This is a genomic window from Niabella ginsenosidivorans (assembly GCF_001654455.1).
GTDB lineage: Bacteria > Bacteroidota > Bacteroidia > Chitinophagales > Chitinophagaceae > Niabella > Niabella ginsenosidivorans.
Genome location: NZ_CP015772.1, coordinates 2147718 through 2172705 on the forward strand (window position 1 = coordinate 2147718; position 24988 = coordinate 2172705).

Consider the following 24988-nt stretch of genomic DNA (forward strand, 5'->3'; position numbering starts at 1 on the left):
CTTTACTCCATAAATCGTTAACTTAGTACAGTAAAATTGATCCACATGCAGGAAATAAAAAAAGAAGATATCCGGCAGGAAGTATTTGACCTTTATGATGACTATGCGCACAACCGTATCAACCGGCGCGATTTTGTTCAGAAGTTATCTGCCTATGCTGTAGGGGGTCTTACTGTAGCTTCTTTAATGGGCTTTTTAATGCCGGACTATAAAAGCACGTTGCAGGTTTCGCCGGACGACCCCGCGTTAGATACCACCTATATTACCTATGCCTCACCAAAGGGAGGAAAGAAAATAAGAGCGCTGCTGGCAAAATCCAAAGGCCTGACCAAAAAAGCAGGTGGCATCGTGGTAGTTCATGAGAACAGGGGACTGAACCCTTATATTGAAGATGTGGCCCGCAGGGCAGCAATGGCGGGCTTTGTGGCTTTAGCCCCTGATGCGCTGACACCGCTGGGTGGCTACCCCGGTAATGATGACAAAGGGCGGGAGCTGCAGAGCAAACGCGATAAGAATGAAATGCTGGAAGATTTTATTGCCGGATATGAATATCTGAAACAGGATAAAGATGTGAACGGAAAAGTAGGTGTTGTAGGATTCTGTTTTGGCGGCTGGATCGCTAATATGATGGCCGTACGCATCCCTACACTTTCCGCGGCTGTTCCGTTTTATGGAACGCAGCCGGCCGCCGATGAGGTGCCCGCCATTAAAGCCCCGCTCCTTTTGCAGTATGCCGGTCTGGATACCCATGTAAACGAAGGCTGGCCTGAATATGAAAAAGCGCTTAAAGCAAATAAAAAAGAGTTTAAAGCCTATATTTATCCGAACGTTAACCACGGTTTTCATAACGATACCACTCCACGTTATGATAAAGCAGCAGCAACACTTGCCTGGCAGCGAACGATCAGTTTTTTTAAAGAAAAGCTATAGCGCTTTCAAAATATGCACAGGTTCTGACCACTTTGAGAAACACACCTCCCGGCGGGGCAGGAAGTACTTAATTGCAACGCTATTATCAGAGAAATGCCTCCGCTCATTCCGCTCCAGCCGGAATGGCGTTTCTGATGTAAATGCATTTCCAACAACTTACAACACTTGTTAGTAACAGCCTGCCGAAGAGCCGCAACCTTACCATGACAGACTGCCAATGACAGATGTGTTATTGTTTTGGAAATCAATCTTTCTTTTTGTCATGCCGTTCCGATAGTTCGGAATTGTTTCGGCATCTATTTATACAGGTCCGGGATGACATCTTCAGGGTGATCATAAGCGTGTTTGTCATCGCCTCATTGATCAGGCCCCTTATAAAAAACTCAGGCTGACAATGCACGGGAAGGTTTGCAATGGAATCACGGTTCATCAGGAGGGAATAGCCTTATTCTTTTCTAAATCTTTTTCCCGGGAAACAATTCACCCGGCAGCGGCATTCGCGGACATGCAAACGGCCGTTGATCAAAACAATTCCTGCTGGCTGGTGGGCTTTTCATGCTCCACCCATTCCATTACAACAGATTTGTTATAGTCCGTAAGCTTGGCCCCTACGGCCTTCCAGCCCATAACGTCGGTCATCTTTGCCAGCTTGAACTTGGCGCTTCTTATCTGGCTACCCTTGCCGCTTTGTACCAGTAATACAGGCTCCGCCGTTGTTGCAGCGCATTCTACATAGTTGCCCTCACCTTCTTTAATAAACAGGAACTTATTTTTAAGGGTAGAAGTTTCTATCTTAAACCGTTTTACATTGAACTGTAACAGCTTTTTATCTACATAAACCGCGGTGATCACTTTTTCAGGGTCGAACCGTTCAATCAGCAGTACTTTTTCCGCATCCAGCTTCTGGGTCATCTCCTGGTCGGTTATTTCATAATAACCATCCGTATAAATAACGAGGATGCGGTCATCCGGCTCAAACATGCCCAGGTACTGACCCTTTTCTTCCGCACTTAACCGCCCGAACTTATCATCAAACCACAGCTTGCGCCCGCTTAATGTGGCCCTGCCGGCCTCTTTGAACTTAACGGATTTGATCGGGTATTTGGTAACCTGGTTGCCCATGCTGCTGCGCCCTTTTATGGCCAGCTCCTCAAAATAAAATTCCAGCTCTTTTATACGGGCAGAGGAATTGGGGCTCAACGTAATTTTAACCACTTCCGTTTCCCCGTTGGGATTTACCGTAAGGTAATGCACTTTGCTTTTATCATCTCCTTTTGTAAGGTCATAGACTTTATCCCGCGTAACGCCGGTTACATTAAAACGCTTGGCATAGCTTATCCCGGTCTTGCCATCCACATAGATCATGTTATAGGTGGTACGCTCATCATTTTTCTGGAAAACGGCCACGTGCAGAATATCTTTTCCGACAAAGGTCTTGTCGGATACCTTGATCACTTTCATAATGCCGCGCCTGGTGATCACAATGATATCATCCAGCTCGGAGCACTCAAACAAAAACTCTTCTTTCTTTAAGCCCGTACCCACAAAACCACCGGAACGGTCTGCATAGAGCTTGGTGTTGGCAATAATAACATTGCGGGCTTCAATAACCTCAAATTGCCGGATCTCCGTTCTGCGCTCCCTGCCTTTTCCAAATTTCTTCAGCAGGTTTTCAAAATAGGCCACAGCAAAATCGGTCAGGTTATTCAGGTCGTGCTTTACCTGCTTAATGTCTGCTTCCAGCCCTTTAATCTGCGCGTTAAGCTCATCAATATCCAGCCGGTAGATCCTGCGCACCGGTTTTTCCGTCAGCTTCAGGATATCTTCCCGGCTAATATCCCGTTTCAATTGCTTTTTAAACGGAACAAAAGCTTTATCAATTGCTGCAATGACTTTATCCCAGTTCTCATGCTTTTTCTCCAGCTCCTTATAGATCTTTTCTTCAAAGAAAATCTTTTCCAGGGACGTGTAATGCCATTTTTCATTCAGCTCTGCCAGCTTTATTTCCAGCTCGCGTTTCAGCAGTTCTTTGGTATTGTCTGCTGATATTTTCAGTAATTCCTGGACGGATAAGAACTGCGGTTTCTGATCAACAATAACACAGGCATTCGGCGATATAGATGTTTCGCAGGAAGTAAATTTATACAATGCGTCAATCGTAATATCCGGTGAAATGCCCGGTGCCAGGTCTACCTGTATCTCTACATCAGCCGCGGTATTATCTGTAACCTTTCTGATCTTTATTTTTCCCTGGTCGTTGGCTTTTACAATGGATTCGATCATCTGTTCCGTGGTAACGCCATAAGGAACACTTTTGATCAGGAGCGTTTTTTTATCCAGTTCTTCAATATGGGAACGCACTTTCACCTTTCCGCCCCGTTTGCCCTGATTATAATCTGTTACGTCGATCATCCCGCCGGTCTGAAAATCGGGGAACAGCTCAAATTTCTTACCCCGCAGGTATTTTATGGAGGCTTCTATCAGCTCTATGAAGTTATGCGGCAGAATTTTTGTGGAAAGCCCTACGGCAATACCATCAGCGCCCTGGGCCAGCAATAAAGGAAATTTCATGGGCAGCGTGATGGGCTCATTCTTGCGGCCGTCATAGCTCAACTGCCATTCCGTGGTTTTGGCATTGAAGGCTACTTCCAAAGCAAATTTGCTCAGGCGCGCTTCAATATACCGGGCGGCGGCAGCATCATCGCCGGTTCTTACATCACCCCAGTTTCCCTGTGTTTCAATCAGCAGGTCCTTTTGCCCCAGGTTTACCAGGGCATCTCCAATAGAAGCATCCCCGTGCGGGTGGTACTGCATAGACTGGCCAATGATGTTGGCCACTTTATTAAAACGCCCGTCATCCATTTCTTTCATCGCATGCAATATGCGCCGTTGCACCGGCTTCAGCCCGTCTTCAATGGCGGGCACTGCACGCTCCAGTATCACATAGGAGGCATAATCTAAAAACCAGGTTTTAAACTGTCCCTGGAGGCCTGTAATTTCATTTCCGTCAAATACTTCTTCCGTTAAATGCTTATCGTCCTTCATATTTTTTCTTTCCGATCAATCCTAAATGTGTATAATTAAATCCTTTGTTCAGTTTTAGCCCGTAACCCAGCATGCGGTCTAAGGCCGCATGCCCGAACAGGATCAGACCTGTTATCATCAGCGCCTCAAGATGCATCAAAAAACCGGCAGCAAACAAAATTATTGCAAAGCCTTTATGATGAAAAAAATTATACAATGCCGCGCCTATTCTATTATTTACCAGATAGCCGGCCATGCTTATATCGGGCCCCAGTAACAGCAGCAGGTAACACCACCAGGGCGCCTGTAACTGATACAGGCCCAAAACAGCAAGGAGCGCCATTGCCAGTTCTTCTATACTGATGAGCTTTTTCATTTTTACTGGGCTGTCTTTTTATGCTGCATCCGGAGCATCGTCCGTTATAGCAGGTTCCTTTGCGCTGCCTGCTTTTACATCAAAGCTTTTCCAGTCTTTATCGATATCCCCTTCCGCAGCTATTTTGCCGGAACGGATCAATTCTTTTAACCGCCACATAATAAAAATATCACCGGTCTTTATCTTCATCCGGTTCAGGGTATTGGACAATACCCTTGAGGCTTTCTGCCATTCTCCTGTACAGTTTTTGAGGATTTCCGCATCATAAAAGGAAACCTCTTTGCCTGCCAGCTTCTTTCCGCCTTCCAGTATGCGCACCGGGGCACTTTCCTGAGCCAGCCGGTTCCATTCATCCGGGTCAATTTCAAACTCGCTCAGCGTAACAGGCCTTGCCAGCTTTTTTGCTTTCAGGAACTCCTTGGGCTGAATTTCATGCAGCCATGAGGGATAAAAAAGCTGCCCTTTTTCATTAATGAACGGAAGATTGTTCAGGTATAAGACCATGATCCGGCCCTGGAATTCCTTTAACTGAGGGATCAGCCAGTAATAACCGCAGACATCATGTTGGTTCTGCCCCATCCAGATCCAGATGACTGCTTCGGGATCCGCTTCCAGGCGTTCTTTTAATTCCGCTACGGTTTTGCGGTCGTCAAAGCTGCCTGCGAGATCACTTGGGTAAGGAGATCCGGCGCTGATCATTCTCCACCACTCCACTCTGGCATTCCACCCTTCGGCTGTATCCAGCTCCAGTATGGGGCCAACGGCAAAGTCGTCTTTTATCTGTACAACATCCCCTTGCAGGGTATCATCCAGCTCCATTACTTTTTTCATCAACTCAACCTCCGACTGGTTGAACACAATATGGATCATCTGCTCTGTTTTATAATGGTCGCAAATCTAAAGCAAAACAACCGCTCTCCCAACCTTTTATAAAGAGGGTTCATAATGAGCACCGGTTTGTATTTTTTGAACCTGCGGCTATATGATCATACGGCTTAAAAAAATAAGAGGTTGTCAAAAGAAAGAAATCGTCATACCGGCTCAAGCGAAGCGGAACGGAGATATCTCGTAATCAATACAAAACATTTGAGATTCCCGGCTACACTGCGTTTCGCCCGAAATGACGACTTTTGATACAGCCTCTCTGAATAATTTCTTTGAAAAAGCTAACTGAACAGGTCTCTTATTTTTTCAAAAAATCCTTTTTCTGTCTTCTCAGGCTGTGGTTTCAGGTTAGGAGAATCAGAAAGCCTCTCCAATGCCGCTTTTTCTTCTTCTGTCAGTTGCTGCGGTGTCCATACATTTACCTGTATGAGCTGGTCTCCTTTTTCATAGCTGGCGTGTACATTGGGGAACCCTTTTCCTTTTAAACGGAAGATCTTACCGCTTTGGGTGCCCGGCGGTATCTTTATTTTAGCCCGCCCGTCAATGGTAGGCACTTCCAGACTGGTTCCAAAAACAGCATCGGTAAACGATATATGCAGGTCATACGCCACGTTCAGGCCTTCACGGTGCAGTTCTTTATGCGTTTCTTCTTCAATCAGCACAATGAGGTCACCCGGCATTCCGCCCCGTTCACCGGCATTACCCTTTCCGCTCACATTCAGTTGCATACCGGACTGAACACCGGCAGGTACTTCTATAGTAATCGTTTCTTCAGCATAAACGCGTCCTTCTCCTTTACAATTTCCGCACTTTGCCGTAATAGTGGTGCCTTCTCCATGACAGGTAGGACAGGTAGTTACTGTTTGCATCTGCCCCAGGAAGGTGTTCTGCACCTTGCGTACCTGACCGGATCCCTGGCAGGTGGTACAGGTTTGTACGCTCCCCCTGTCTTTAGCCCCGCTGCCGTTACAGGTAGTGCAGGTCACATATTTTTTTACCTTAATGTTCTTGGTAATGCCTTTTGCAATTTCTTCATAATTCAGCTTCAGCTTTACCCGCAGGTTGCTGCCCCGTACGCCTCTTGCCCGCTGGCCGCCCCGGGAGCGGCTGCCACCACCAAAAAAGCTGCCAAACAGGTCATCTCCGAATACATCTCCAAACTGGCTGAAAATATCATCCATGTTCATGCCGCCACCAAAACCCCTGCCGTTGCCGCTGACACCCGCATGACCAAACCGGTCGTACTGTGCCCGCTTATCCGCATCGCTCAATATTTCATAAGCCTCTGCCGCTTCTTTGAATTTTTCTTCTGCTGCTTTATCTCCGGGATTCCTGTCCGGGTGGTACTGCATAGCCACCTTTCTGTAGGATTTTTTAATTTCCTCTGGTGTAGCGGATTTGGAGACCCCTAATACTTCGTAATAATCTCTTTTTGACATCTTATTTCCCTACTACAACTTTTGCATGACGGATAATTTTATCATTCAGATAGTAGCCTTTCGTTATTTCATCCACCACTTTTCCCTTCAGGTCTTTAGTGGGCGCGGGAATCTCTGTAATGGCTTCAAAAAGATCGGGATCAAACTCCTTGCCGATCGCTTCCATCGCTTTTAATCCCCTGGCCTGTAATTTACTTCTCAGCTTGCTGAAAACCAGGTTGATGCCTTCTTTCAAGGCTGCGTTATCGCCTGATTTTTCCAGTTCTGCCTGGGCCCTGTCTGCATCATCCAGCACTTCCAGCAGGTCTGTGATCACTTCTTTCCCGGCAGTCTGAAACAATTCGATCCTTTCTTTTGCGGTCCGTTTCCTGAAATTATCAAATTCAGCAGCCAACCGCATATATTTATCCCTGCTTTCGCGCAGCTCTGTTTCCAGCGCATCGGTATCCGATTCTTCTAACGGATCTGTCAAATGTTCCGTTCCGCTAACATTTTCATCTGCATTGATATTCAACGCACTGTTTTCCTCTTCCGGAAGATTTGTGTTTTTATCCATAATTTTCATCCTATTTAGTTGGCTATGCTAACCCGTCAATAATGCTGCCAATGGGCCTGTAAAGACAAAATGGCGGTTGTTGAGCCGATTTTTTGCCACTTCACCTCTTTTTTAAAAAAAAACGCTTCTGCTTTAAGCTTTTACGCTTTTGATAAGTCAAAAAATCAGTAGCTTCAATCCGCAAAAATAATAGAACCCATATGATTCTGAAAAAACTGTTTTTCCTTATTATTGGAATACACCTGCTGCACTGCACATTTTCTCAAAACCTGGAACAACGCCTGAACAACTGGAGCCAGCAAAACCCTATCGAAAAGATTTATCTTCATACAGACAGGGAGTCCTATACGGCCGGCCAGACCATATGGCTGAAGGCTTACTGTATGTCTGAATATATTCCCAGCCGGAGAAATTCCACTATTTATGTAGAACTGCTGAATAACAGATCGGAGACAGTGATCCGGAAGATATTTCCTGCTTACCTGGGCGTTTCAATAGGACAGGTTGAATTGCCGGAAACGGTGTCGTCCGGCTCTTACCAGCTAAGAGCTTATTCCCCGCTGATGCTGAACCAGCCGGGGTTCGTGTTTAATAAACAGATTGCCATTGTGGGAGCGCTTGCAAAAAATACGGTTAAAAATAATGAAGCGGCACCCGTTGCCATACAATTTTTTCCGGAAGGAGGTAATTTAATAACCACCCTTTTAAACAATGTTGCTTTTAAAGCAACCGATGCCAATGGCTATCCTGTAAACATTACAGGGCAGCTGAAAAATAATAAGGGAGAAGTGATCACCTCCATTAGTTCCCTGCATGATGGTATGGGCGCATTTACATTAGTGCCACAGGCCGGGGAAACTTATTTTATAACGCTGGACGGTGCTCCTTCCAAACAATATGATTTACCGGCGTCAACCGGCAAAGGCATTACGTTCAGCATTACCAGCACTCCTAAGGGCAAGCAGTTCAAAATAGAGCATCCCGCAGGGGTGCCGGAAGAGTTCAGGGCAGCCTATATGATCGGGCAGATGCAGAACCAGGTGATCTTTAAACAACCCCTGCAACAGGGCAAAGATCTGATTGGCGGGCTGATACAGACCAGTAACCTGTTATCCGGCATTTTACAGGTTACCATTTTTAATAAAGATAACATTCCGTTAGCCGAACGGCTGACTTTTGTTGACAACAAGGAATATGTGCTGCCCGGAACGCTTACCGTAGATACGCTGAATAACACGGCGCACCAGAGAAACAGGTTTACCCTGAATTTGAAGGATACGATCATTGGTGATTTCAGCGTTTCCATAACGGATGCCGACTATGAACCAGCGCCCTACCGCCCGCTGAATATCTATGCCTGTTTTCTTGTGAACAGTGATCTGAGGGGCTATGTGCATAACCCGGCCTATTATTTCCGCTCTGATGCGGATTCTGTAAAAAAAGCGCTGGACCTGGTAATGATGACCAATGGATGGACCCGCTTCAAATGGACGGATGTTGCCAAAAATACATTGCCCCCGGTACAGTATAAAGACCCGGGATATATTGATTTAAAAGGCACGGTAAATATTGAAGGCACCCGGAAGCCTTTTGCTAATAAGGATCTGCTGCTGATGATGCGCCCTGTTGATACAACACTGGGGAAAGGTGGCCCGTCCAAACTGCTCCAGACCGATTCCAGCGGACGGTTCCGTTTGGACTCAATAATCTTTTATGATAATATGCGTATTCTTTTTTCAGATGTAAAAGGAAAAAAAAGCAAGTTTATTAAAGTAAAGATGGATGCAGACTCCCTAAACAGGAATTATGCCCTGCAGCCGCTTACTATTCCTTTTAAGAACGCTCTGTCTGCGGGGCTACAGGATAAAATGACAGGCGATTATAATGATTACCTGAAGGCTGAGGGGATTACACTGGCCAATGTTACTGTAAAGGCGCGTGAGAAGAGCGATAAGGAAAAGCTGGAGCAGGAATATACCAGTGGCCTGTTCTCCGGGGGCATTAATTCCCGCATACTGGATCTGCGGAACGAGCCCGTTGGCGCAATGAATATATTTGATTATTTGCAGGGCCGCATTCCCGGCATTACCGTTAGCAGGGATGACCAGGGCCAGTATGTTGTAAAATACCGGGATGGCGGCTTTGGCACTGGCAAAATGACCCTGTACCTCGATGAAATGCCCGCGGATGCCTCCATGATAGAAAGCATCCCTGTAAACCAGATCGCTTTTGTAAAGGTATTACCTGGTTTTGTTGGTGCGCCCGGCAGTGGCAATGCGCTGGCTATTTATATGAAGAAGGGCGCTGATCTGAATGCCGCAATTGAAGCCTCAACCGATATTATCACCTATAAGGGCTATTCTGTAATTAAGCAATTCTATGCCCCTGATTATGATCTGAAAACAGATGATCATCCCAAAGCAGACAATCGGATTACCCTCTTATGGGTACCGGATATACATCTTGCCAACATCAGTCCCAGGGTTCCTGTTGTCTTCTATAATAATGACCGCAGCAAGCGGTTCAAGGTAGTGATTGAAGGTGTTACCAATGATGGCAGGATGCTGATGATCGAAAAGGAGATAGAAGAAAAATAACAGTATCCGGATGTACCTTTCGCAGAATGCACTGCCCCTGTTCTGCGTTCGTCTGTGCAATCTGCGGGAAACCCAGCAAAGATCTTAAAAAAATTATGTAATTACAGCTCTGATGGAATCCTTTAGAAAACGCGCTTGGCACGCGTCTGTTTTTTTTGTAACTTAACAGAAAGGGGCTATTATATGAGGTACTTTTTAAAGCAGGGGTTAGCAGGGCTGGTCTTTATTGCAGCAGGCTACGGATATTTATCTGCACAAAATTTTACAGACAACCTGGAAAACTGGCATAAGACCAATCCAATCGAAAAAACCTACCTGCAACTGGACCGTGAAAATTATTTTGCCGGTCAGACGATCTGGTTCAAAGCCTATTTTATGGCTGATTTTCTCCCTTCTGCCGCCAACTCCACCTTATTTGTGGAGTTACTGAATAATACGTCCCAGGTCCTTGTAAAAAAAGTGCTGCCGGTTTTTGGAGCGCTTTCCTATGGCCAGATAGACCTGCCCAATACCCTGCCAACAGGATCTTACCAATTAAGGGCTTATACACCGCTGATGCTGAATTTTGACAAAAGTTACCTGTTTGCCAGACGCATTATGATCTTTGGCAGCAACCGGTTAAAGGTAAATGAAGCTCCGGCTGCAACTCCTGTTATTCATTTTTACCCGGAAGGGGGCAATCTGGTAGCAGGGTTCCGTAACAGCATTGCTTTTAAAGCAACCGGTTCAAACGGACTCCCTTTGAACGTTTCAGGTACCATTACCGATCAGGAAAATAAGACTATTATTTCCTTCGCCACACAGCATGACGGCATGGGAATGTTTGAGATTACGCCTGAGGCCGGGCAGCGTTACCAGGCGGTATTGAACAACCATCAAACAGTTGCGTTGCCCGATGCGGTTGCAGAAGGCGTTACAATAGAGATGAAGAATACCGCAAACGGAAAATCCTTTTCGATCCATTATAAAGGTTCCAAACAGGTGCCGGCCTATATCATCGGGCAGATGCAGCACCAGATTGTTTTTAAGCAACCGCTCTCGCCAAAGACCAACCAGCCCGTCAGCGGTATCCTGCAAACCGGCAATCTGCCTTCCGGCGTTTTACAGGTTACTGTTTTTAACAAAGACGGGATGCCGCTTGCCGAAAGGCTGACCTTTATCAACAATAAAGAATATGTATTGCCTGCCACCGTGCATATAGATACTTTAAGCAACGGGGCAAGAAAGAAAAATCATTTCAGCATTTCATTCCCGGACAGTGTAACCGGTAATTTTTCTGTTGCGGTAACGGATGCGTACTATGATCCGGGCGCTTACCGGCCGGCCAATATCTGGTCTGCCTTTTTGCTGACCAGCGATATTCCGGGATATGTGCATGATCCTGCCTATTATTTTACAGACAATCCTGCTGCCCGTGAGGACGTGGAACTGGTGCTGCTTACAAACGGTTGGCGGCGTTTTAAGTGGGCGGATGCACTGGCAAACACATTACCGGCACCGGTGCATAAAGACCCCGGCTTTATCAGCCTTTCCGGAAAAGTGAATGTGGCCGGCTCCCGGAAATCTTTTGCAGACAGGGACCTGCTGGTTTGGATAGCCACCGATTCCGGTCATAGCCTGCAAATGGTGAAAACGGATGCGGAAGGCCATTTTAAAATGGATTCCATGATCTTCTTTAACAAAGCCAGGGTCTTGTTCAGTGATGTGCAGGATAAAAAGAAGCAATTTCTTACGGTAAAACTCAATACAGACTCCCTTTACAGGTCCTATGCACTCCCTCCCCTGCACCTTCCTTATCAGCCCTACACCAATAATACACTGGCCGATAAAATGAATACCGCCTGGTATGATTATACAAAAGGAGAAGGCGTAATGCTGGACAGTGTTGTGGTACTGGGTACCCGCAACCGGATGCAACAACTGGAAGCGCAATACATGAGCGGGCTATTTTCCGGAGGCATCGATGCCAAAACAATCGATCTTACAAGAACATTTATTCCTAACCAGAACATCTTTGATTATTTGCAGGGACGGATTCCGAGTCTTACAATAGCAAGAGGCGGACAGTTTGGAAACTACCAACTCTTTTACCGGCAGTCGGGCTTAAGAAGGCCGATGCAGCTGTATCTTGATGAAATGCCGGCAGACGCGGGTATGATCGCTTCTTTAAATCCCAATGACATTGCGCTTGTAAAACTGTTCCCCTCTTTTGTGGGCGCTCCTGGCGGGGGCGCTAACGGGGCGCTGGCGGTTTATACCAAACGCGGCAATGACCTGAATGATGCAATGGAATCTTCCGCAGCCATTGTAGACTATGAAGGATACAGCATCCTGAAGGAATTTTATGCTCCGGATTATTCTACTGAACCTGAAAACCGGTATAATGATTACCGCTTAACGCTTGACTGGAAGCCCGAAGTTTTTATTTCCGGCAGCCATCCTGTTTTACCGGTTATCTTTTATAATAATGACCGTACAAAAAAGTTTAAAATAGTGGCAGAAGGAATTACCACTACAGGAAAGTTGTTGATGATTGAACAATCTGTTGAGCCGGAAAAGTAGCTGCGATCCGCCTATCTTTGACCGGTGAAACAAAAAATAAAAATACTGGCTGTCATTGGCAGCGCCAGCCCGCATTCTTCCAATCTTTCATTAGTAAAAAGACTACAGCAATTGAACGATGAATGGGAGCTTAGCATCTGGGAAGACCTGTCTGTACTCCCCCATTTTGACCCGGAACAGGCAGCCGGCGACAGCCCTGCATCCGTTCTGCAAATAAGGAAGGCTGTTGCAAATGCAGACGGCATCATTATTTCCACCCCTGAATATATCTTCAGCATACCTGCCCGGTTAAAGAATATGCTGGAATGGTGTGTGGCTACAACGGTATTTGAACAGAAGCCTTCAGGCATTATTACAGCATCTGCCAGTGGTGCAAAAGGACATAGTGAATTACAGTTAATAATGCAAACCCTGGGGGCACGGTTCACGCAGGAAACCTGCCTGCTGATCCGGGGCGTAAAAGGAAAAATAAGTGAAGACGGCATCATAAAAGATCCCGCTCTTGAAGAAGACCTGCAGAAATTTTCGCGGGCATTACAAAGCCTTATTGTTCCGGCTGCCGGTACGCCATAGTGGGTAACGGGACTTTTAGAGCTATGTATACCACTCCTGGCTGTCAGGCAGATTCGTTATACATCCCTATTTTATCGGTTCTATCGATGCACTGATAAGTTTGAAATATACATATCAGTTCTACCCTAACGATGGCGCGGCAATAACAAACCGTCAGTTGAGTTTTGTTTTAAAGTTGAACCTGTGTTTGTCTGCCGCACTGCTGCAAAACCATTTGTTGTGCGTTTGCTCCGTTATGCAAGTTGTTTGGATTTTGGTTTCACAGTTTGCTTTTTACTGTGCTTCGCTTTATAACCGGCAATGTGTCTGCTGATCTCTTGTTTGTCTTTGTCAGTCAAGGGTCTGCTTTGTATAATAAAGTCAACGCCTTTAGGTTCTTTTATATATCCCATAATTTATGTTTTAAAATATTTTTCAACTAAGATTTTTGCTGCGTGAGTTTCAATAATCATTCGACCCTTGCCAAAATGGTAAGCACCCAAAGAGGTTTCATAATGGTTTATTAATTTCGTCTTTGCCGTGAAAGCAACGAAACCGTCAAACCCAAACTGAAATGAAAGTTTGCAAGCATACGCAACAAGATTTCCTGCGACACCTTCATAAAGTTTGTTTTTACCAATGTTGAAGGGTGCGTTTTCAAGAAGATTCATAAACAGGTGGTCAGTCTCTTTCCGAATGCTTAAAACGCCTTGAATAATTTCCGGATTATTTACAATTGTCAATTTGTAAACTTCATTGAAATCGTTATCAAGTTCGGATTTCCAGTTAAAATTCCAACCGTTTTTCTTTGTCGTCTGTTTACTGTCTTTTAAGGAATAGTATTTTGGATAGAATTTGTCAGCCTGTCCACTATAAAATCTAACAAAATTTCATTCTCTTTTTTCACTTCGTAAATTTACGAACTTTTTTAGTACTCTCAAAGTAGAATACTGTCGCTATAGTATACTGCATAACGCCCAGATTATACCGTATTTTCCCGGGCATTACAAAAGCATCATTGCCCCGGCTACCGGCACGCCATAATGGGTAACGGGCTAAAGTGCAATCAGCTCTTTAAATTCATCAAGAGAAACAACAGTTATCGATGGAAAGGAAATTAATTTCAATATTTTAAAGCCGGCATCGTGTGTAAGCAGGTATTCGGCATTAGCGGCAACATAACAATCGGCGAATTTATTATCATCTTCATCTCTCAACAATTGCCACCGATAATATATCTGTGTAAAATATACATTCGGAAGTTCTTTCAAAGTAATAAGGAAATTATGCGCAACAGATGGAGAATATTTAGTTTTCAGAATTTCTTCATATTCCAGCAATATTCATCGGTGATATACAAGTCGAACTTTCCGTTCAGTAATGCTGTTACAAGCCAGTGATAAGCTGAATGGCGGGACAGGGAAGATACAAGCACATTGGTATCAATCACCAGTTTCATTGCCATAAGCAGGTTTATCTTCGTTCAGCCATTGATTCATTGTATCATTGGTATAGCCTTTTTGCATCCAGATGACATCGGCTTCGTCTATTGCCTTATTAGCAAAATATGACGCGAGATAGCGCTTAATATGCAGCAAATCCTCTTCCTTTATATCCGTGCTATAAAGTTTGATCAGTTCCTGTTGCAGGTTGCTTAATGTGCGCGTTGATGGCATATAAACTATTTATATCAAAGTTACGCAATTTTGACAGATTAGTTTTTGAAGAAAGTCAGATTCTATTTTAACACTTCATTTGCCGGGTGAAAGCAGATACCTGGTCTTTTCTTATCTTTAACCCCAAAAAATGACCATTGGTGCAGTGATACAGGTGCTGGAAGCAGTAGCACCGCCTTCTCTCCAGGAAAGCTATGATAACGCCGGCCTCTTAACAGGGCAGCCCTCCCTGGAATGTACCGGCATCCTTTGTTGCCTGGACGCAACAGAAGCCGTCATCAGCGAAGCCGTTGAAAAGCATTGTAACCTGGTGGTGGCGCATCATCCCATCGTCTTTTCAGGGCTGAAAAAATTAACCGGTGATAACTATGTGCAGCGCGCGCTTATAAAGGCCATTAAAAATGATATTGCCATTTACGCCATTCATACCAACCTGGACAATGTGATCGGAGGCGTAAACGGGCAGATCGCCAAAAAACTGGGGCTGATCAATCTCCGGGTCCTGGCTCCCAAAGAAAACCAGTTGGAAAAGCTGTTCTTTTTTGTACCGCCTGAAGCTGCGGAAAAAGTAATGAGCGCTCTTTTTGCAGCCGGCGGCGGAAAGATCGGCAACTATAGTGAATGCAGCTTCCGTGTTTCCGGCACAGGCAGCTTTCTTCCCGGTGATGAAGCAAGGCCCTATTCCGGAGAAAGAGGCAAAAGGCATGAGGCAGATGAACTGAAAATAGAGATCCTGTACCCCCGCTACCTGCGGCATAAAATGCTTTCGGTCTTAAAAGAAAATCATCCCTATGAAGAAGTAGCCTATGAACAGATCGCTTTGGAAAACCTGCACCAGGAAATAGGTGCCGGTATCACTGGTGAGCTGGAAGAAGCAATGGATGAAACCGGTTTTCTGCAACAATTAAAAGCGCTCTTTCATCTTCCGGTAATAAAACATACCTCCCTGCTGGGCAAAAAAGTTAAAAAAATAAGCATTTGCGGGGGTGCTGGCAGCTTTCTTATAAAAAATGCAATAGATTCAAAATCAGATATATACATTAGCTCAGATATAAAATACCATGAGTTCTTTGATGCAGACGGGAAAATTGTGATCGCCGATATAGGGCATTATGAAAGCGAGCAATTTACCATAGAGCTGCTGTACCATATTTTACAGGAAAAATTCCTTAACTTTGCCGTCCTCAAAACAACCGTAATTACGAACCCGGTGCATTATTTGTAAGAATTTTGTTGAGAGATTTTAAAATATTCAAACAGTTAAAAACATATGCCACAAGTTAAAGAGTTTTCAATTGAAGAAAAACTGAGTTCATTGATCCACTTGCAAAAAATTGACAGCAAACTGGATGAGATAAAAATTTTAAAGGGAGAGCTTCCCATGGAAGTGGCTGATCTGGAAGATGAAATCCATGGACTGCGTTCCCGGCAAACCCGTATAGAAGAAGAGATCAACGGTGTTACCGAATTTATTGAAGAACGTAAAACTGCTATAAAAGATGCTGAAGAGCTGATCAAAAAATATGAGAAAGACAGTGAGAATGTAAAAAATAACCGTGAGTTTGAGGCGATCAATAAAGAAATTGAGATGCAGCAACTGGAAATCAAACTGGCGGAAAAGCATATTAAAGACGCTAACGAAGAAATAGCTGAAAAAGTGGCGCTTCTTGATAAAGCCAAAAAGAACCTGGGCGCCAAGGAAGGCATCCTGGAAGTAAAGAAAGCAGAGCTTGAAAAGATCATTGCCGCAAATGAGAAAGAAGAAAAAGAATACCAGAAGCTTTCCAAAGAGGCAAAAGAGAATGTAGAGCCTCGTTTGCTGGCCAGCTATGAAAAGATCCGCGGAAATTTCCGTAACGGTTTAGCCGTGGTGCCGGTGGAGCGGGATGCCTGTGGAGGCTGTTTTTATTCCATCCCTCCTCAAAAGCAGAGTGAAATTAAACAGCACAAAAAGATCATCGCCTGTGAGAACTGCGGCCGTATTCTGGTTGATGAAGAACTGAACAACAGCATTGAAGTAAAATAACTGAATTATTTTTTTCTTTTTTTATTTTCCCCCACTTGCAAAAGTGGGGGTTTTTAGTACCTGCTCACTTAGCACTGCAGTAAGGCCATTCTTTGCAAAAAGCTTTTAGTTGAAACAGGGATCTGAGAAAGTGATTTTGATACCTGTCCGGAATCCGGGGTCACAAAAATTTCCTTAATTTGCTTCTTTATGCTGAAACAATTACAGATACGCAATTACATTATTATTGATAAACTGGAGATCAACTTTTCCAACGGGATGAATATTGTGACCGGTGAAACCGGAGCAGGAAAATCCATTATTCTTGGCGCACTGAACCTGATCCTGGGCGAACGGGCAGATACGGGCGTACTGGTTGACAAAGAAAAAAAATGCGTGATCGAAGGAATTTTTGATCCGGGAATGGCAGGTGAAGTACAGGAATTCCTGGAATCCAATGAACTGGATCTGCTCCCGGAGATCACAGTACGCCGGGAAATTGCCACTAATGGAAAAAGCCGTGCCTTTATTAATGATACTCCGGTCAACCTTTCCCAGTTGCAGCAATTAAGCTCATTATTGGTAGATCTGCATCAGCAATTTGATACCTTGCAGCTGGGCAATACCGGCTTTCAGATCCATGTACTGGATGCGCTTGCCAGCAATGGACGGTTCCTGAACGAATACCGGTCGGCATTTGCTGAATGGCAGCAGGCTAAAAAAATGCTGGAACAATTGAAAGCGCAGCAGGTACAGTCAGAGAAAGAAAGTGATTACAACCAGTTCCAGTATGATGAACTGGCAGCAGCTGACTTTAAGGAAAATGAGCTTGAAGATATCGACGAGTCACTGAAGCTGCTGACCCATTCTGAAGGTATTAAAGCAGCCCTGGCAAAAGCCTATAATACATTAGAGGAAGGAGAGCAGCCACTGGTACAGCAATTAAAAAGTATGATTAACGGGTTGCACAGTTATAGCAACTATCATAAACAGCTTCCGGAGCTTGTTGACCGGTTATCTGCTGCGCAGGTAGAGCTGCAGGATGTAGCTTCCGAGCTGGAACATATCAGCAATGATATCCAGTATGACCCTGAAAAAGTGGAAGCGCTGAGCGACCGCCTGTCACTGGGCTATAAGCTCCAGAAAAAGCATGGCGTACAGTCTACCAATGAGCTGCTGCTGCTGCAAAAAGAGCTGGAGGAGCGATTGCAAAATGTTTTACAGATCCAGCAGGACATTGATAAGCAGGAAACTGCAACTGATGATCTTTTCAGAAAAACAGAAGCCCTTGCGGCTAAAATAACACAGGCACGCCGGAAACAGATCGGCCCGTTTGAAAAAAAAGTGCAGGAATTACTGGCACAGGTAGGCATGCCGAATGCTGTATTTAAGGTAGCATTTGAAAAGAAATCCCTGGATGTTAATGGTGCGGACGCCGTTGACTTCCTGTTTGATGCCAATAAGAGCGGGCAGTTCAAGCCGGTTAATAAAGTGGCCAGCGGAGGGGAGCTGAGCCGGTTAATGCTTTGTATTAAAAGCCTGGTAGCGCAACGGATGAACCTCCCTACCCTTATATTTGATGAAATTGATACCGGTATTTCCGGTGAGGCAGCCAGACAGGTAGGCATTATTATGAAAACGCTGGCCGCCAACCGCCAGGTGGTGTGCATTACGCACCAGCCGCAGATCGCGGGCCGTGCAGATGCGCACTTTTTTGTGTACAAAGAAGTTGCGGGCGATAAAGTAACAACAGGTTTGCGACAGCTCAGTATTGACGAGCGTATTACTGCCATCGCAAAAATGCTGAGCGGTGAAAAGCCAACCGCAGCAGCCCTGGAAAATGCAAGGGAAATGGTGCAGCATTAATTTTCCCGCTGACGGGCGCAGAACAGGATCAGCATATTCTTCAGGTGCACTTTAATGGAGCTGTTACTGCACCTGCATTGCAGGTACCTTGCTGACGAATGCAGAAAATAGTTTCTCTGATACAGATTTATTTTTTAGTGGCTACATAGCTCAGGCAAAGCCCGGATAACTGGTTAAGGAATACATTAAGAAGCGTATTATTTTTTGTAAAACAGCAGTTAAAACAGGGCGGATCATCATTGTATGCAAGCAACCGGATATGTTCCTTAAAATCTACCTGGCCTGCCCCATACCATTTAAAAACGGCTTCCTTGGCAGACCATATCTGTGTAAGCTCCTCTATTGATAAGGGATTCAGCGCCTCTTTCTCTGCTGTGCTTATGAACTTATTCCGTATATGGATTATTTTTTCAACGGGCTTTTCGATATCCACACCCACTCTTTCCGTTTCGCTGATAATTGCTGCAGCAAAATCGCCGCAATGGGAAATAGAAAAATGAAAGGCATCGCCGCCAATATAGGGCTTTCTGGTATCTGCAATTTGTACAAGATGGTAAGGAAAGCCGGGGAAGAGGTATTGCAGCAGGTAACGCCCGGCCAGGTGCTGCAACATTTTATGCGGATGTGTTACCTGCCGGTGCACGGGCACCTTATTTCTGAAAAAGGCGGCCTCCTCTTCTATCTTCCAGATCCCAAGCCTTGTGGCGCTGTTAATTTCTTCTTGAAAAATCAGGGGCATAAATAGATCAATTCATATTAATTTGTGCAAGTTAAGTATTTAAAAATGGTGCGGGCTGATCCGGTTCTATATAAAGCAACCTGTCCTGCTCCGGGGCTCCGCAGCAGATGATTAAGGAAGTATTGCCGCCCTGTTTAAATTCAAAAGAGCAACCGCTATGATCTTATCCGATAAAAGAATTCTTGAGGAGATGGAAAAGGGAACCATTCTTATTGAACCGTATGACCGCTCCTGCCTGGGCAGTAATTCCTATGATGTGCATTTAGGCCGCTGGCTGGCCACTTATAAAAATCATCAGCTGGATGCGAAACAACACAATGAGATCGCCAGTTTTGAAATTCCGGAAGAAGGGTTTATTCTATACCCGCATATTTTTTACCTGGGGGTTACGGAGGAGTACACAGAATCCCATGCGCACGTGCCTTTTCTGGAAGGTAAATCTTCCACGGGCCGCCTGGGCATTGACATACATGCTACGGCAGGAAAAGGCGATGTGGGATTTTGCGGGCACTGGACGCTGGAAATTTCTGTAAAACAACCCGTAAAGATCTACAAAGGCATGCCTATTGGCCAACTGATCTATTTTCCTGTTGAAGGAGAAATAGCCGTTAAATACAACCAGAAGCAAAATGCAAAATACAGCGGCCAGCCGGACAAGCCGGTGGAAAGTATGATGTGGAAAAATAAATTTTAGTGCCTCTGAGGTTGAGTTTTTATTTGTGTTGCCCGCCGGGGGGGCAGACTGGCAAAAACGATACGGCACTACAAAAAATGCCATCATCTTCAGCGACTTCTCCAGTCAGAAGCATCCCCTGCATAATGGTTACAGCTCATTCATTGATAAAACGCTTTGCATCAACCACCATCTGTTCTGCTGATTCTTTTTCTAACCTCGGAATCTCAAAGGTCTTCAGCACCGCTTCCAGCTGACGCAATTTTTCTGTCTGGCCATTTTGCCGGTATTCCTTTTTCAGGATGTTGATCTTTTCAAAATCCTGGATGCCTTCTATCAGCTTTTCAAACCGGATGGAGCTTTGGGGGCCGGGATAAACCTGGTAGGTATCCCCTGCCGGCCAGGTACGAAAGCGACTGTCCATTAAAGGCTGCTGTACCCAGCTGTTATAAGCCCAGCGTAAATAGCCGTTCATATTTTTTGCTGCAGTGTACCACCCTATCCATACATGCTCTGCGGGGGGCGAGAATGTAAAGCCATTCGGATATTTTTCCGTGCAGCAGGTATACCAGGTGCTTAGCTTGTGCTGCAGCTCCCGTTCTTTTAAAATACTATCCGGAAACTGATGGGCAGAAGCTATACAATAATCATCAATGTCCTTTTCAATGGCCGTATGGTATTCTCCTGCCAGTGCGATCTTCCAGTCCTTATCGATCCCCTTTAACAGCCGGATCACCGATTGCATAGCCTCCATAGGCCGCTCATCCATTGCGATGGCTGTTTTTTCAAACCAGCCTTTTTGCTTCAGGTGCGCTGTAAAATCTTTGAGCATCGGGGCCCAGAAAGCATTATAAGCATCGGATCCGATCTTCCCCGTGAATACAGTGTCTTTTCCGGAGTTTTCATCATAATACTGAAAAGCCACTTTCCAGGGAACCATACTGTAGCAGTTGATACGTTCGTTGATGCCCGTGCTCATTACAAAGGCAATATATTTATCAAATAAACTATAATCAAAGTTCCAGGAGCCATCCTTTTTCTTTTTCCATTTTATCAGGCCCGGATAGTCATCATAGGTTTGGTGGCCCCAGGGCTCATTAACAATGCTGGCCGTAATGTATTTCTGTCCCGCATTTGCCAGCATGGTATAATATTTCCGCATCAGGTTAAAATGCGCATCGCTCCAAAGCGGCACATGGTGCACTCTTGCCACCGCTGCGGGGTGCTGCCACAGATCCAGGTGGAATGCCCATTCTGAAGGCGGAGGCAGGGTGCGGTCCAGCACTTTAACCACCAACTTCAGATCATAGGCTTTATCCGCTTTTACCGTAAGCGTTCCGGTATAGTAGCCCGCTTTTGCAGCAGGCGGCACAGTAATACTTACCCAAACAGGCTGTACATAACCTCCCGAAAGCTTGGCCGGTTGCCGGTTGCTGCTGATCACGTCCGCAACCAGCGAGGAATCAAAATCTTCCGGCTTGCGGTAACCGCAGCCGTTACGGAATTCATCGGTCATTACATACCCCACAAAACCATAATCAATACTTTCTTTGGCAATACGGGCGCCGTTTTGTGCTTCCAGGTCATTAACCGCAACGTCTATAGTCATATCCTTTGCAGCCCATACCGCAACCTGTGTATGTATCTTTTCCCCTTTCCAGGCAATCATCGTATCTGCATTTTTTTGAGCGATCTGCGGCACCCGATCCTGTGCATACCGTTTATTGCTGTTTGCAAAACTTACATGCACTGCTTTATCCAGCGCCTTCCAATGAACCGCTTTTTGTGCTGCGCTCATGGGTGGTTCTTTCTGAAGCGCCAGGCTTACATCCTGGGCGGTTGCTAAAGTTACTATAAGGATCAGGCAGGTCGTTATTAAATAGCGCATTACTCTATTGATTATGTTGCAGGCAAAATAGCGCTTTATTTAAATAAAACCAATGATAGTGAAAACGATTGCACACCGCAGTAAGCGGCCTGCCAAATATTCCTTACGTTTTGATTCGCGAACCCTGTCAATTTTACCAGAAAGAGGCAACAAAACTACCAGTAAAACTGGATTGAGGGTTAGATCCTTGTACTTGTAGTAGTTCCAGATTGAACATGATACATACCTCCAAACGCGGAAATAGTTAGGTGATCTAATCTCTTACTGGTATAAGCAGATGGTGCACTGAAATAAAAAAAGGTAATTAAAACAACGCTCAAAGATCTGAATGAGTATTTCATTGCCATATCAATTTCTAATTTAAAATTATCCGAGCGATTAAACAGGTGCACAATCATCTAAAACCCGGGAAAAGCTATTATAATCAGCGTAAATCTGCGTATTCATCGGGCAATCACAAACGATCGCTTTGTATGCGGCATACTAAATAATACCATAACGCAGCTAGCCACCTCCAGTCTGTATGCCTGCTGGTTCAGATAAGGATGCTTGTTCATTGCTGTTAAATGCCTGCCTTTTTTCTTGCCATCAGGATCCTTCGTTTACCACTGTCCAGTTCTCCCTCTTCTCCCATAAGCATTCCCCAGGCATGGAGGCCGGGAACCCTGTCAAAGATTATTTTCAGTATTGCCAGGAAAGGAATGCACAGGAACATACCGGAGATGCCCCAGACCATTTCTCCCATTATAATACCGATGAATGCGATCATCGGGTTTAGCTTTACTTTAGAGCCTACCACCAGGGGCATTATTACATTACTGTCTATGGCATGCACTACAATAAAAGCGATCACCACCAGCAAAACCTTTCCGCTGCCCACGGTAGCAAAGGTTACCAGGCAGCTCAGGAGCAGCGCAGTAAAAATGCCCAGGTAAGGGATGACATTAAAGATGCCTCCCATAAAACCCAGTAATACGGCATATTTTACCCCGAGCATGGAAAGAATAATGATCAGAGCCACTGCCACAATTAACATTTCTATCAGCAGGCCGATGATGTATTTTTTAATAATTGATTTTACCTTATCTACGATCTCTTCTACCCGCTCCTGGTGTTCTTCACTAAACACACTGATCAGGAAGGTAAACCATACCCTCCTGTAATTGAGAATGAAGAACGTAAACAGAATCGTAAAGGTCAGGAATATGAACGTAGAAGATACGGTAGATAAGGTGGTGCCAAGTATGGTGGCGCTTGTTGAGAACAGCTTTTCAGCGCCCTGGTTTATATAGCTCCATTGCTTTCTCAGGTCAATATGAAACCGGGCAGCAATCCATTCCTGGGTACTATGAAAAGCCGCCAGGCCCTGCTCCTTCAGCCGGGGCCAGTCTTCTGCAAAAGATCTCATCTCATTGCTGAAAAAGAAAATGATCCCGGCAAATACCACCAGCATTAAAATGACCGCGGTAAATGTAGAGAGACTTCTTTTAAAACGGCATTTCTTTTCAAGAAAACCAGCCAGCGGCAATAACAGCAACGCCATTAAGAAGGAAAAGAACAGGGGTGCCAGTAATGACCGGCCAATAAGCAACAGGTAACCCAGGCTGATGATACAAAAAAGCACCAGCGCTAATCTTACCAGGAAAGGGATTGATCTGTTCATAAACTAAGTTTTACGGAATAAGGGTATTATCTATTATTGATTGAGCCGTTGTTCTTTTAAAATCCGTAATTCTTTCGGATAATAATTATTGATCCTGTTTGCCAGCACGTTCATCCAGCCTATAGGAAACCCTCTGAACGCCGCCAGTTGCCAGCCCCGGCTGACGGGAACCGTATCTGCCAGCTCCTTTCGCTGTAAATACCGGATGGCATCTTCTTCGGAAAGTGTTAACCGTGCAGCATCTTTTGTGATCAGCGGGCTCATGGCCAGCGCATGATCGGGAATCAGCTTGTCGCGGATCATTTCCCCTGCCAGAGTGCCTGAATAAATGATTTTCAGTTGCTGCGCCAAAAAATCAAGCCATTCAAATAAGGGCTCAGGCCAGGCATATATTTTATCACCAAAATTTACAAACCGGCTGCCTTCTGCCTGTAACCACTGCCCAAGCGGTGCTGCTGCTTTTGCTGAAAGCGCTTTCGTTTTTGGACGGTATTTCCCGGTAGTTCCTGCAGCAGCATTTTTTCTCAGTACGGTCATAAACAGCCCCTCTCCTTTTAACAGATGCGGCCAGAAGCGGTATCCTGTATGCGGGCCTGACTGCGTTTCTATAATGTTCCAGGCCGGATTCAGCTGTAATGTTACAGGCTCCAGATCAAATGTGCCGGCAAGCCATTGCAAAACAGCTTCATCTTCCTGCCGGGAATAAGAGCAGGTAGAATAGACCAGCACTCCCCCTTGTTTTAAAGCGGGCAACACATCTGCCAGGATGCGCTGCTGGCGCTGGCTGCAAAGCATTACATTATTTTCACTCCATTCTTCAATTGCTTCGGAGTCTCTCCGGAACAGGCCGCTTCCGCTACAGGGCGCGTCTACCACCACCACGTCAAAAAAGCCGGGAAGCCTTGCAAAATCTTTCGGATCATTATTGGTAACCGCAACATTTGAGGCGCCCCATTTTACGATATTATCCCGTAAGACCGAAGCCCTGCTTCTGATCACTTCATTGCTTACCAACAGGCTGTTTGCAGCAATCAGGGACTGTAAATGGGTCGATTTACCACCCGGCGCCGCGCACAGATCCAGTATTTTCAGATCTTCCTTCAGGTCAACTGTTTGCCGGAGCGCCTCTTCCAGGAACAGGCTACTGGCTTCCTGCACATAATAGGTGCCGGCATGAAAAAGCGGATCGAATGTAAAAGATGGCCGTTGATCCAGGTAATACCCATAAACCGACCAGGGAACTTTAGCAGCACTGATCTGCCTTCCCTCAGTCAGCAACTGCACATGGGTGGTCTTTAACGGGTTCAGGCGCACAGATGTGACCGGTGCATTTGCATTATGCACATCAATAAAAGCTTTTTCATCAAAGCCGGGAAGCCCTTCCAGCGATCGAATTAAGGTTGGTGGTAGCTGCACCCGGCAAAACTAATAAAATACCGGGCCACAAGGGCAATCTTTTGCACAAGCTCTTAATGCTTCGTTATTTTATCGGATTTTTCATCAGGTCCCGCCCTCTTGCATACATAAATTTGTTTTCTTTGCAGCTGGCTCTATTTA

At 45.2% G+C, this 24988-nt stretch carries 22 protein-coding genes; 8 read left to right on the top strand and 14 right to left on the bottom strand.

The features are described 5' to 3' along the window. The first annotated feature begins 45 nt into the window (after window positions 1-45). Complete coding sequence (locus A8C56_RS09010; RefSeq protein ID WP_067754755.1) at window positions 46-930, top strand: dienelactone hydrolase family protein; 885 nt, start codon at window positions 46-48, stop codon at window positions 928-930. A gap of 522 nt (window positions 931-1452) precedes the next feature. Here the strand turns inward: A8C56_RS09010 and A8C56_RS09015 are convergent. The 5 genes from A8C56_RS09015 to A8C56_RS09035 all read right to left on the bottom strand — a co-directional run bounded on the left by A8C56_RS09015 (window position 1453) and on the right by A8C56_RS09035 (window position 7210). Beyond that, complete coding sequence (locus A8C56_RS09015) at window positions 1453-3975, bottom strand: DNA gyrase/topoisomerase IV subunit A (RefSeq protein ID WP_067754758.1); 2523 nt, start codon at window positions 3973-3975, stop codon at window positions 1453-1455. Then, window positions 3962-4330: a DUF4260 domain-containing protein gene (locus tag A8C56_RS09020; RefSeq protein ID WP_067754761.1), complete on the bottom strand. Its 369-nt coding sequence runs from the start codon at window positions 4328-4330 to the stop codon at window positions 3962-3964. The genes A8C56_RS09015 and A8C56_RS09020 overlap by 14 nt, the downstream gene beginning before the upstream one ends. Before the next feature lie 18 nt (window positions 4331-4348). Next, window positions 4349-5200 (bottom strand): DUF1835 domain-containing protein, encoded by an 852-nt coding sequence (locus tag A8C56_RS09025; protein ID WP_067754763.1) that lies wholly within the window; start codon window positions 5198-5200, stop codon window positions 4349-4351. Between the two features lie 296 nt (window positions 5201-5496). Continuing rightward, entirely contained in the window at window positions 5497-6654 is a 1158-nt protein-coding gene (dnaJ, locus tag A8C56_RS09030) for a molecular chaperone DnaJ (RefSeq protein WP_067754767.1), read from the bottom strand. Between the two features lies 1 nt (window position 6655). Further along, a complete protein-coding gene (locus tag A8C56_RS09035) occupies window positions 6656-7210 on the bottom strand; it encodes a nucleotide exchange factor GrpE (protein WP_067761804.1) in 555 nt (184 codons plus the stop codon). Window positions 7211-7410: 200 nt separating this feature from the next. On the opposite strand from A8C56_RS09035, the gene A8C56_RS09040 reads away from it, so the two are divergent. From A8C56_RS09040 to A8C56_RS09050, 3 genes are all read left to right on the top strand, one after another. Next, window positions 7411-9807, top strand: coding sequence for a hypothetical protein (locus A8C56_RS09040; RefSeq protein ID WP_067754768.1), 2397 nt, complete (start codon window positions 7411-7413; stop codon window positions 9805-9807). Window positions 9808-9990: 183 nt separating this feature from the next. Then, window positions 9991-12369 (top strand): hypothetical protein, encoded by a 2379-nt coding sequence (locus A8C56_RS09045; protein ID WP_067754771.1) that lies wholly within the window; start codon window positions 9991-9993, stop codon window positions 12367-12369. 24 nt (window positions 12370-12393) lie between these two features. Further along, complete coding sequence (locus A8C56_RS09050; protein ID WP_067754774.1) at window positions 12394-12942, top strand: NADPH-dependent FMN reductase; 549 nt, start codon at window positions 12394-12396, stop codon at window positions 12940-12942. A gap of 233 nt (window positions 12943-13175) precedes the next feature. Here the strand turns inward: A8C56_RS09050 and A8C56_RS24665 are convergent, their stop codons facing one another. The 5 genes from A8C56_RS24665 to A8C56_RS09065 form a co-directional block, all read right to left on the bottom strand. After that, the gene (locus A8C56_RS24665) at window positions 13176-13334 is read right to left on the bottom strand and encodes a hypothetical protein (RefSeq protein ID WP_169818758.1); all 159 of its coding nucleotides are present in this window, start codon (window positions 13332-13334) and stop codon (window positions 13176-13178) included. Window positions 13335-13337: 3 nt separating this feature from the next. Beyond that, window positions 13338-13664, bottom strand: a complete 327-nt coding sequence (locus A8C56_RS09055; RefSeq protein ID WP_218917270.1) for a hypothetical protein — start codon at window positions 13662-13664, stop codon at window positions 13338-13340. 312 nt (window positions 13665-13976) lie between these two features. Continuing rightward, window positions 13977-14261, bottom strand: a complete 285-nt coding sequence (locus tag A8C56_RS09060; RefSeq protein ID WP_084490131.1) for a PIN domain-containing protein — start codon at window positions 14259-14261, stop codon at window positions 13977-13979. Then, a complete protein-coding gene (locus A8C56_RS24430) occupies window positions 14237-14380 on the bottom strand; it encodes a PIN domain-containing protein (protein ID WP_157097931.1) in 144 nt (47 codons plus the stop codon). The genes A8C56_RS09060 and A8C56_RS24430 overlap by 25 nt, the downstream gene beginning before the upstream one ends. Further along, a complete protein-coding gene (locus A8C56_RS09065) occupies window positions 14364-14597 on the bottom strand; it encodes a hypothetical protein (protein ID WP_067754778.1) in 234 nt (77 codons plus the stop codon). The genes A8C56_RS24430 and A8C56_RS09065 overlap by 17 nt, the downstream gene beginning before the upstream one ends. Before the next feature lie 130 nt (window positions 14598-14727). On the opposite strand from A8C56_RS09065, the gene A8C56_RS09070 reads away from it, so the two are divergent. From A8C56_RS09070 to recN, 3 genes are all read left to right on the top strand, one after another. Continuing rightward, window positions 14728-15822, top strand: a complete 1095-nt coding sequence (locus A8C56_RS09070; RefSeq protein ID WP_067754781.1) for a Nif3-like dinuclear metal center hexameric protein — start codon at window positions 14728-14730, stop codon at window positions 15820-15822. Between the two features lie 45 nt (window positions 15823-15867). Further along, window positions 15868-16623 carry a zinc ribbon domain-containing protein gene (locus tag A8C56_RS09075; RefSeq protein WP_067754784.1) on the top strand — a complete coding sequence of 252 codons (756 nt, stop codon included), beginning with the start codon at window positions 15868-15870 and terminating at the stop codon, window positions 16621-16623. Window positions 16624-16812: 189 nt separating this feature from the next. Then, window positions 16813-18468: a DNA repair protein RecN gene (gene recN, locus A8C56_RS09080; RefSeq protein WP_067754786.1), complete on the top strand. Its 1656-nt coding sequence runs from the start codon at window positions 16813-16815 to the stop codon at window positions 18466-18468. Between the two features lie 127 nt (window positions 18469-18595). Here the strand turns inward: recN and A8C56_RS09085 are convergent, their stop codons facing one another. Further along, on the bottom strand, window positions 18596-19207 hold the full coding sequence (locus A8C56_RS09085; protein WP_067754788.1) for a 4'-phosphopantetheinyl transferase family protein: 612 nt from the start codon (window positions 19205-19207) through the stop codon (window positions 18596-18598). 157 nt (window positions 19208-19364) lie between these two features. Between A8C56_RS09085 and dcd the strand changes: the two genes are divergently transcribed. After that, window positions 19365-19901 (top strand): dCTP deaminase, encoded by a 537-nt coding sequence (dcd, locus tag A8C56_RS09090; RefSeq protein ID WP_067754790.1) that lies wholly within the window; start codon window positions 19365-19367, stop codon window positions 19899-19901. 136 nt (window positions 19902-20037) lie between these two features. Here the strand turns inward: dcd and A8C56_RS09095 are convergent, their stop codons facing one another. The 3 genes from A8C56_RS09095 to A8C56_RS09105 all read right to left on the bottom strand — a co-directional run bounded on the left by A8C56_RS09095 (window position 20038) and on the right by A8C56_RS09105 (window position 24847). Next, window positions 20038-21768, bottom strand: a complete 1731-nt coding sequence (locus A8C56_RS09095) for a DUF4091 domain-containing protein (RefSeq protein WP_067754792.1) — start codon at window positions 21766-21768, stop codon at window positions 20038-20040. A 562-nt stretch (window positions 21769-22330) separates the two neighbouring features. Beyond that, window positions 22331-23431, bottom strand: coding sequence for an AI-2E family transporter (locus A8C56_RS09100; protein ID WP_067754795.1), 1101 nt, complete (start codon window positions 23429-23431; stop codon window positions 22331-22333). A gap of 33 nt (window positions 23432-23464) precedes the next feature. Next, window positions 23465-24847, bottom strand: coding sequence for a methyltransferase RsmF C-terminal domain-like protein (locus A8C56_RS09105; RefSeq protein ID WP_067754798.1), 1383 nt, complete (start codon window positions 24845-24847; stop codon window positions 23465-23467). Window positions 24848-24988 lie beyond the last annotated feature (141 nt).